Raw genomic sequence first — 7,570 nt, forward strand, 5'->3', positions numbered from 1 at the left:
CGGGTTAACTCTCTGCCGCCGGGTTTCCCGGCGGTTTTTTTATGTCTGCTACATTGAACTGTAATCAAAGGCATCGCACACTACAGGATTGATTCTTCGTGCTGGTGTCCCATGTCCGTTTCCCGTTTTACTTTCTCCATTAAGCCTCAGGAAGCCATCCTGATTTTGATCACCATGTTCTGGGGCGGAACCTTTCTTGCCGTTCAGTACGCGGTCACGATGAGCGATCCGTTTTTCTTTGTAGGGCTGCGCTTTGCAACCGCGGCGGTTGCCGTGGCGCTTATTTCGCTGAAAACCCTGCGCGGGTTGACCCTGAGAGAGCTTAAAGCGGGTGTCGCTATTGGCGTGGCGATTGCCATGGGCTATAGCCTGCAAACGTGGGGGCTTCAGTCTATCTCCAGCAGTAAATCCGCTTTCATCACCGCCATGTACGTACCGCTGGTGCCGCTGTTGCAGTGGCTGTGCCTGGGCAGAATACCGGGCCTGATGTCGTGCATTGGTATCGTGCTGGCGTTCATCGGCCTCATTTTATTAGCCGGGCCGGGAAATAATCTGCTGGCGCTGGGGCCGGGAGAGATCATCACGCTGGTGGGGGCCGTTGCCATTGCGGCAGAAATTATTTTGATTAGCGCCTGGGCAGGAAAAGTGGACGTCAAGCGGGTGACGGTCGTGCAGCTTGCCACCGCGTCGCTGGTGGCGTTCGCGACGATGGTGCCGGCAGGGGAGTCCGTCCCGCCGATGTCTACCGGGCTTATCGTCGTGGCGCTGGGGCTGGGCTTTTTTAGCGCCATTATTCAGGTCACCATGAACTGGGCGCAGCGCAGCGTATCTCCGACACGGGCGACGGTCATCTATACCGGTGAACCGGTGTGGGCGGGTATTTTCGGGCGACTCGCCGGGGAGCGTCTGCCGCTGCTGGCGCTGGTGGGCGCGGCGTTTATTGTCGCCGGGGTGCTGGTGAGCGAGTTAAAGTTAAAAAAACGACGTAAGTCGATTGCCGGGTTGGGCACTGAACAAGGGGCAGATAGCTAACAACGCGCACGCTGCCCGTTTGCCCGGCGGCGCTTCGCTTGCACGGGCCTACAATTGGCATGTAGGCCGGGTAAGCGTAGCGTCACCCGGCTATTTCAGGTTCAGGGGGTGATGGCTTCCGCTTGCGCTTCATCCCCTTTGCGGCGGCTAAGCAGGGCGTTGAGCAGGATCGCGCCGAAGGTCGCCGTGCCAATCCCGCCCACCGTAAACCCGCCCAGCGTCAGGGCGAAGTCGCCTGCGCCCAGCACCAGCGTGACCGCCACCATGATCAGGTTACCGTTCTGGCTCAGATCAACATGATTCTGCACCCAGATGCGTGCCCCCGCGACGGCAATCAGACCAAATACAACAATCGAGGCGCCGCCAATCACGGGTGCCGGGATGGTGTGGATCAATGCGCCGAATTTTGGGGAAAAGCCGAGCAGTATCGCCATCACCGCCGCCGCCACGAAGACCAGCGTCGAGTAGACTTTGGTCACTGCCATCACGCCGATGTTTTCCGCGTAGGTCGTCACGCCGCTGCCGCCGACCGAGCCGGAGAGCATGGTCGCCAGACCGTCTCCCACAAACGCCCGCCCCATATACGGGTCCATATTGCGCCCGGTCATTCCCGCTACGGCTTTCAGGTGGCCCAGGTTTTCAGCCACCAGAATCACCGCAACAGGCGCGATGAGCATCATCGCCTGAGCGTTAAAGGTGGGTGAGGTCATGTGCGGCATGCCGAACCAGGCGGCCTGGTGAATCAGTGTGAAATCAACCGGCTTGCCGAGACCAAACACGTTCGCCAGCAGCGCGTAGATCAGACAGGCCGCAATCAGCCCGACCAGAATCAGCAGCCGCTGGATCATCCCGCGCGTAAAGACCGCCACCACGCCGATGCACAGCACCGTAATCACCGCCATCCAGCTTTCAAACGGCGAGCCGGATACGCTCTTCACCGCAATCGGCGCGAGGTTCAGGCCTATCGCCATCACCACCGCCCCGGTGACGACGGGGGGCATCATCCGCTCGATCCAGCGCGTGCCGACTTTCATCACCACCAGACCGGTAAGGGTGTAGACCAGCCCACAGGCGATAATGCCGCCGAGGGCCACGCTCAGGTTGGGGTTAATGCCCTGACCGTTAAACCCGGTCGCTGCAATAACGACTCCCACAAAGGCGGCGCTGGAGCCCAGATAGCTGGGCACGCGCCCGCCGGTGACAAAAAAGAACAGCAGGGTACCCATACCCGACATCAAAATGGCGAGGTTAGGATCCAGCCCCATCAGCATGGGCATTAGCACCGTCGCACCAAACATCGCGACCGCATGCTGCACGCCCATCACCATTGTCTGCCCGAGCGGGAGCCTTTCATCCGGCGCGACCACGCCTGCTTCTGTGGAGGTCGATTTCAACTGCCAGTGGGGAAGTCCGAACATGTTCTGTCTCCTGAATGCGGATTAACAGGCGGGTCGCATAAGTGCGTGATAGCCGCGGTCGAACCACACCAGCCCTTGCGGTGCCGGGTGGCGAACGATGGATACGATGTCGCAAAACAGAATGTCGTGGGTGCCGACGCTAACCACCTGGCTGATGCGGCAGTCGAACGAGGCCAGGGCATTTTCCAGACGTGGACAGCCCGTGTCGCCTGTCTGCCAGCGGGCAGCGGCAAAGCGTTCCGCCATCGGCGTTTTACCGCCAAACAGGTTGGATAATGGCTCCTGTCCGGCACTCAGCGTGTTAACGCACAGGGTGCGGTTCTCGCTGAAAATCGGCCAGACGGACGCGCCACGGTTGAGGCAAACCAGCAGAGTGGGCGGGGAATCGGTCACGCTGCATACCGCGCTGGCGGTAAAGCCCGCCATTCCCGCAGGGCCGTCGGTGGTGATGATATTGACCGCCGCACCGACGCAGGCCATGGCATCACGGAAGGTTTGTTGATCGGGTGTCGTCATGATGGCTCCTTACGCCAGCCCGCAGGCGTCTTCGAAGGTCAGACGCGGTAAGCGCCCATAGACTTTGCTCATATCGCCATAACCGATGTTAATCAGCAGATTGCTTTTAAGCAGCGTGCCCGTGAAAAAGGCCGCGTCCACTTTTTCCCGGTCAAAGCCGGACATCGGCCCGGTGTCGAGCCCGAGCGCGCGGCAGGCGAAGATCAGGTACGCGGCCTGCATCGAACTGTTGCGAAAGGCGGTCTCTTCCGCCAGTGCGGGGCTGGAGGTAAACCAGCTTCTGGCATCCCCGTGCGGGAACAGTACAGGCAGGCGCTCATAAAACTCGCTGTCCCAGGCGACAATTGCCGTGACCGGGGCGGTGAGCGTTTTCTCAAGGTTGCCGCTGGAGAGCGCCGGGCGCAGCTTCTCTTTTCCTTCCGGGCTTCGCACAAAGACAATGCGCGCCGGGGAGCAGTTGGCGGACGTCGGCCCCCATTTCATCAGGTCATAAATCTCGCGCAGCGTCTCGTCACTGACCGGTAAATCCAGCCAGCCGTTATGGGTACGTGCGCCGGTAAACAGCGTTTCCAGCGCGGCGGGCGTGATGGCTTCGCTCATTCAGGCTCCTTACAAAGCGGGTTCAGGGCTGTGCAGCAGGCTGGCAAGCCCGTTCAGCAGCAGCGTGTTAAAGATGTCCGGCGCGGTCACGTTGCAGGCATGCCCGCCCTGGCGCATGACCGTTTTGCGGGCGTGCGGGAGGGCGGCGTGCAGTTCCGCGGAGCAGACGGACGGCACCAGCAGATCGTCGGTGGAACAAATAATCTGCACGGGGCAGCGAACGCGTGCAGCGTGGCGGCTGAAATCGGCCTGTTTCAGCGCATGCAGCCTGCGCAGCAGATTGGCTTTGCCCTGGAAATGGGCCAGCGCCAGCGCTTCCTCGGCCTCCAGCCGCGGAGCGCGGGCAGCCATCCAGTCTGCCGGGTAAAGAAACAGCGGCTGTACCTCTACCCACGCCTGAGCCCCGCCCGCATGCAGCAGACGTTCGCGAACGTCAAAACAGCGTCGGGTATGGGCATTGAGGGTCAGCCAGCCGTTGACACAAACCAGCGCGGTGAGGGCGTCAGGCTTATCGATAGCCAGCCGCAGGCCGACCAGCGCCCCCAGCGCGTGGCCGACCACGCAGTAACGGGCGATCCCGGCCCCGGCTAACGCCAGTGCGAGCTCGTCGGCCATGTGTGCGAGGGTGTAATCTTCCGGCAGGGTATCCGGGTTATTCCCCGTGCCCCGCTGGTCGTAGCACACCACCTGATACTCCTGCCCCAGCACGGCGAGCTGAGGCAGCCAGTAGCTGCCGCTGCCGCCGAGCCCGGCAATCAGCACCACCACGGGCGCGCCCGCAAAGGGGGGCGGGGAAATGGACAGTTTCATGGCGGCCTCACTTCGCGATGTGCGCAACGGTGGCAATTTCAACCAGCGCTTCAGGCTTTACCAGCCCGCACTGGATGCAAAATCGCGCCGGTTTATCGCCGGGGAAAAACTCCGCGTAGATCTCGTTAATCGCGGCGTAGTTTTTCCAGTCGGTGATAAAGATGCTGTTGAAGGTCACGTCCTCCATCGTGCCACCCGCCGTTTCGATCACGGTTTTGATCGTCTCCAGCACGTGGCGGGTTTGCGCCTTTGGGTCATCGATAAACACCACGTTGTTGTCTTTATCAAACGGCAGCGTGCCTGAGACATACACCACGCCGTCGGCGAGGGTACCGGGGACAAACGGGGCTATCGGGGTGCTGGTGCCCGGCGGAATAATCACGGATTTCGGCATAGCGGTTCTCCTCAGGCGATGCGGGCGAGCGGGGGATCCAGCGCGTCGCAGAAATCATTGACGTTACTGACCCAGCCAAAAAAGGTTTCGATATTGAACAGGGCGGCTTTCTGGGCAAAATCTGGCCCGGCCTGATGGGTAGCGTCTTCCAGCACCACGCCAAAATACTCGAGGAAGAAGCCGTCGCGCAGGGTGGACTCCACGCAGACGTTGGTGGCAATGCCCGTAAAGACCAGATGACGAATGCCCCGGCTGCGCAGCAGGCTGTCGAGCGGGGTATTGAAAAAGCCGCTGTAGCGCGGTTTCGGCAGTACGATATCGCCAGCTTCCGGTACCAGCTCATCCACCAGCTGATAATCCCAGCCGCCTTTCGCCAGCAGCGTACCCTGGAGTTCAGGCCGTTGGCGCATGGTTTTCAGGGCGTTGGATTTGTGAAAGTTGGGTGAGCCGGGACCGCCAGCTTCGACGTACTGGTCGTCCCAGCCGTTCTGGAACCAGACGATCAGCATGCCCGCAGCACGCGCGGCGCTCACGGCGGTTTTGATATTCTCAATCACCGGCTGCGTGGCCGAGACGTCGAACCCGGCCAGATCCAGATACCCGCCTTTACTGGCATAGGCGTTTTGCATATCCACCACGATCAGCGCGCTCTGCTGCGCGTCAAAGGTGATGGCCTCCGGGCGAGCGTTGAGGGTCGTCATTACGCCACCTCCTTCGTCACGGCAGGGATGTGGGCGCGGCACTGCATCAGCGGCTGAATACGCTCGCCGAAGGTTTCCACGCCGGTGAGAAAATCATCGAAGGTCAGCAGCACGCCTTCGGCGCCGGGCACGGCAGCCACTTCGTCGAGCATTCTGGCGACGCTGGCATACGAGCCAACCAGGGTGCCCATGTTGATATTAACGGCAGACGTCGGGTCGGCCATCTGGCGAACGTTGGTGTCCGCGCCGGAGCGGGTATCCTTCTGGCTCTGCTCGGTCAGCCAGCTCAGGGCTTCCTCGTCGGCGCCGTCCTTGTATCGTTCCCATTTGGCGCGCGCGGCGTCGTCGGTTTCGTCGGCAATCACCATAAACAGCACGTAGGAGCCCACGTCGCGCCCGATTTTGTCGGCGGCCGCTTTCATGCGTGCCGCGGTGGGCGCGAAGGCGGCAGGGGTGTTAACGCCTTTGCCGAAGCAGAAGTTGAAGTCGGCGTATTTGGCGGAGAATTCCATCCCCGCGTCGCTCTGCCCGGCGCAAATCACCTTCATCGGCACCGACGGCTGGGGGCTGACACGGCAGTCGTTCATGGTGAAGAAGTCGCCTTTGAAATCGCTTTTGCCGGTGCCCCACAGATCGCGCAGCACCTGCACGTATTCAGTCAGGTAGTCGTAGCGACGGGAGAAGTAATCGTCACCCGGCCAGATCCCCATCTGCTCGTACTCCGGCTTTTGCCAGCCGGTGACCAGGTTAACGCCAAAGCGCCCGCCGGAGATGGAGTCGATGGTGGAGGCCATCCGCGCCACGATTGCCGGGGGAAGGGTAAGGGTGGCGGCGGTGGCGTAAATCTGGATGCGCGAGGTTACCGCAGCCAGGCCCGCCATCAGGGTAAAGGACTCCAGGTTGTGGTCCCAGAATTCGGTCTTACCGCCGAAACCGCGCAGCTTGATCATCGAGAGCGCAAAGTCGAAGTGGTAATGCTCCGCTTTCTGCACGATGGCTTTATTCAGCTCAAAGGTCGGCATGTATTGCGGGGCCGTGGTCGAGATAAGCCAGCCGTTGTTGCCGATCGGTACAAATACGCCAATTTTCATCACGAACCTCTCTTCATTACGTCGCAGGTGTCACGACGTTTTTGCAAAGGGAGTGCCAGTTTTGAAAAATACTTTGTTATTAGGGTGTTAACTGGCGGTTGTTAAATTTAACAGCGAAAATGTGGACTAAGTGGTCAAAATCATTGCACAGAAAACAGGCACTCATGCGCGCTGAGGGTGCAGAAGGTCGTGGCGAGACGGGGGTTTTGCTATGCTGAGCGCAGGACAGAAAATGGAGAGCGAAAATGACACAAGGCGCAGTGAAAACACCCGGTAAACGTTCGCAGGCGGTGAGCGCCAAGAAACAGGCGATCCTCAGCGCCGCGCTGGAGACATTTTCGCAGTTTGGTATTCACGGTACACGCCTTGAGCAGGTGGCGGAGCAGGCCGGGGTGTCCAAGACCAATCTGCTCTACTACTACCCGTCGAAAGAGGCGCTATATGTGGCGGTGATGCAGCAGATCCTGGATATCTGGCTCGCACCGCTTAAAGCATTTCGCGAAGAGCTGGCCCCGCTGGTGGCGATAGAGGAGTACATACGCCTGAAGCTGGAGGTATCACGTGATTATCCCCAGGCATCGAGGCTGTTTTGTCTGGAGATGTTACAGGGCGCGCCGCTGTTGCAGGCGGAGCTGACGGGAGATCTAAAGCAGCTGGTGGACGATAAATCAGCCATTATTGCCGGATGGGTCGCCAGCGGAAAACTGGCGCCCGTCGATCCGCAGCATCTGATTTTCATGATTTGGGCCTCAACCCAGCACTACGCTGACTTCGCGGCCCAGGTCGAGGCGGTAACCGGTAAAACGCTCCAGGACGAGGCGTTTTTCCAGAGCACCCTGGAAAACGTGCAGCGGATGATTATCGAAGGGATCCGTGTGCGCTAATTTCCCTCACCCTAACCCTCTCCCGCGGGGCTGAGGGATCCCCAGTAATTTTTTTATGCAGAAGCAATAAAGTTGCTTTCTAAATGACTGAGGGCTGTCAGCGATGCCCTGGTCCGGCTGTAAA

9 protein-coding genes are annotated in these 7,570 nt (G+C 60.1%); 2 read left to right on the forward strand and 7 right to left on the reverse strand.

Translation table 11 applies throughout. From position 1 onward, the window contains the following. Nucleotides 1–111 precede the first annotated feature (111 nt). Nucleotides 112–1,032: a DMT family transporter gene (locus tag ACNQ0T_RS18770; RefSeq protein ID WP_417930314.1), complete on the forward strand. Its 921-nt coding sequence runs from the start codon at nt 112–114 to the stop codon at nt 1,030–1,032. A 101-nt stretch (nt 1,033–1,133) separates the two neighbouring features. Here the strand turns inward: ACNQ0T_RS18770 and rutG are convergent, their stop codons facing one another. Genes rutG through rutA form a run of 7 tightly spaced genes read right to left on the reverse strand, consistent with a single transcriptional unit; the run spans nt 1,134 to nt 6,562 of the window. Then, nucleotides 1,134–2,450 (reverse strand): pyrimidine utilization transport protein G, encoded by a 1,317-nt coding sequence (gene rutG / locus ACNQ0T_RS18775; RefSeq protein ID WP_032624507.1) that lies wholly within the window; start codon nt 2,448–2,450, stop codon nt 1,134–1,136. Between the two features lie 21 nt (nt 2,451–2,471). Next, nucleotides 2,472–2,966, reverse strand: a complete 495-nt coding sequence (gene rutF, locus ACNQ0T_RS18780) for an NADH-dependent FMN reductase RutF (protein WP_023299762.1) — start codon at nt 2,964–2,966, stop codon at nt 2,472–2,474. Between the two features lie 9 nt (nt 2,967–2,975). Further along, entirely contained in the window at nt 2,976–3,566 is a 591-nt protein-coding gene (locus tag ACNQ0T_RS18785) for a malonic semialdehyde reductase (RefSeq protein WP_063199480.1), read from the reverse strand. Between the two features lie 9 nt (nt 3,567–3,575). Then, a complete protein-coding gene (gene rutD, locus ACNQ0T_RS18790) occupies nt 3,576–4,376 on the reverse strand; it encodes a pyrimidine utilization protein D (RefSeq protein WP_417930315.1) in 801 nt (266 codons plus the stop codon). A gap of 7 nt (nt 4,377–4,383) precedes the next feature. Continuing rightward, on the reverse strand, nt 4,384–4,770 hold the full coding sequence (rutC, locus tag ACNQ0T_RS18795; RefSeq protein ID WP_015570870.1) for a pyrimidine utilization protein C: 387 nt from the start codon (nt 4,768–4,770) through the stop codon (nt 4,384–4,386). Between the two features lie 11 nt (nt 4,771–4,781). Then, nucleotides 4,782–5,471, reverse strand: coding sequence for a pyrimidine utilization protein B (rutB, locus tag ACNQ0T_RS18800; RefSeq protein WP_022647681.1), 690 nt, complete (start codon nt 5,469–5,471; stop codon nt 4,782–4,784). Continuing rightward, nucleotides 5,471–6,562 (reverse strand): pyrimidine utilization protein A, encoded by a 1,092-nt coding sequence (gene rutA, locus ACNQ0T_RS18805; protein WP_023305836.1) that lies wholly within the window; start codon nt 6,560–6,562, stop codon nt 5,471–5,473. The genes rutB and rutA overlap by 1 nt, the downstream gene beginning before the upstream one ends. Before the next feature lie 245 nt (nt 6,563–6,807). Here rutA and rutR point away from each other — a divergent pair, with 245 nt between their 5' ends. Beyond that, complete coding sequence (rutR, locus tag ACNQ0T_RS18810) at nt 6,808–7,446, forward strand: HTH-type transcriptional regulator RutR (RefSeq protein ID WP_046618398.1); 639 nt, start codon at nt 6,808–6,810, stop codon at nt 7,444–7,446. Nucleotides 7,447–7,570 lie beyond the last annotated feature (124 nt).

Source organism: Enterobacter cloacae complex sp.6700776 (assembly GCF_048284255.1).
Classification (GTDB): domain Bacteria; phylum Pseudomonadota; class Gammaproteobacteria; order Enterobacterales; family Enterobacteriaceae; genus Enterobacter; species Enterobacter intestinihominis.

Excerpts from the sequence above, each read along its gene's own strand:
- ACNQ0T_RS18770 (WP_417930314.1), top strand. The coding sequence starts at position 112 with ATGTCCGTTTCCCGTTTTACTTTCTCCATTAAGCCTCAGGAAGCCATC.
- rutG (WP_032624507.1), bottom strand. The coding sequence starts at position 2,450 with ATGTTCGGACTTCCCCACTGGCAGTTGAAATCGACCTCCACAGAAGCA.
- rutF (WP_023299762.1), bottom strand. The coding sequence starts at position 2,966 with ATGACGACACCCGATCAACAAACCTTCCGTGATGCCATGGCCTGCGTC.
- ACNQ0T_RS18785 (WP_063199480.1), bottom strand. The coding sequence starts at position 3,566 with ATGAGCGAAGCCATCACGCCCGCCGCGCTGGAAACGCTGTTTACCGGC.
- rutD (WP_417930315.1), bottom strand. The coding sequence starts at position 4,376 with ATGAAACTGTCCATTTCCCCGCCCCCCTTTGCGGGCGCGCCCGTGGTG.
- rutC (WP_015570870.1), bottom strand. The coding sequence starts at position 4,770 with ATGCCGAAATCCGTGATTATTCCGCCGGGCACCAGCACCCCGATAGCC.
- rutB (WP_022647681.1), bottom strand. The coding sequence starts at position 5,471 with ATGACGACCCTCAACGCTCGCCCGGAGGCCATCACCTTTGACGCGCAG.
- rutA (WP_023305836.1), bottom strand. The coding sequence starts at position 6,562 with ATGAAAATTGGCGTATTTGTACCGATCGGCAACAACGGCTGGCTTATC.
- rutR (WP_046618398.1), top strand. The coding sequence starts at position 6,808 with ATGACACAAGGCGCAGTGAAAACACCCGGTAAACGTTCGCAGGCGGTG.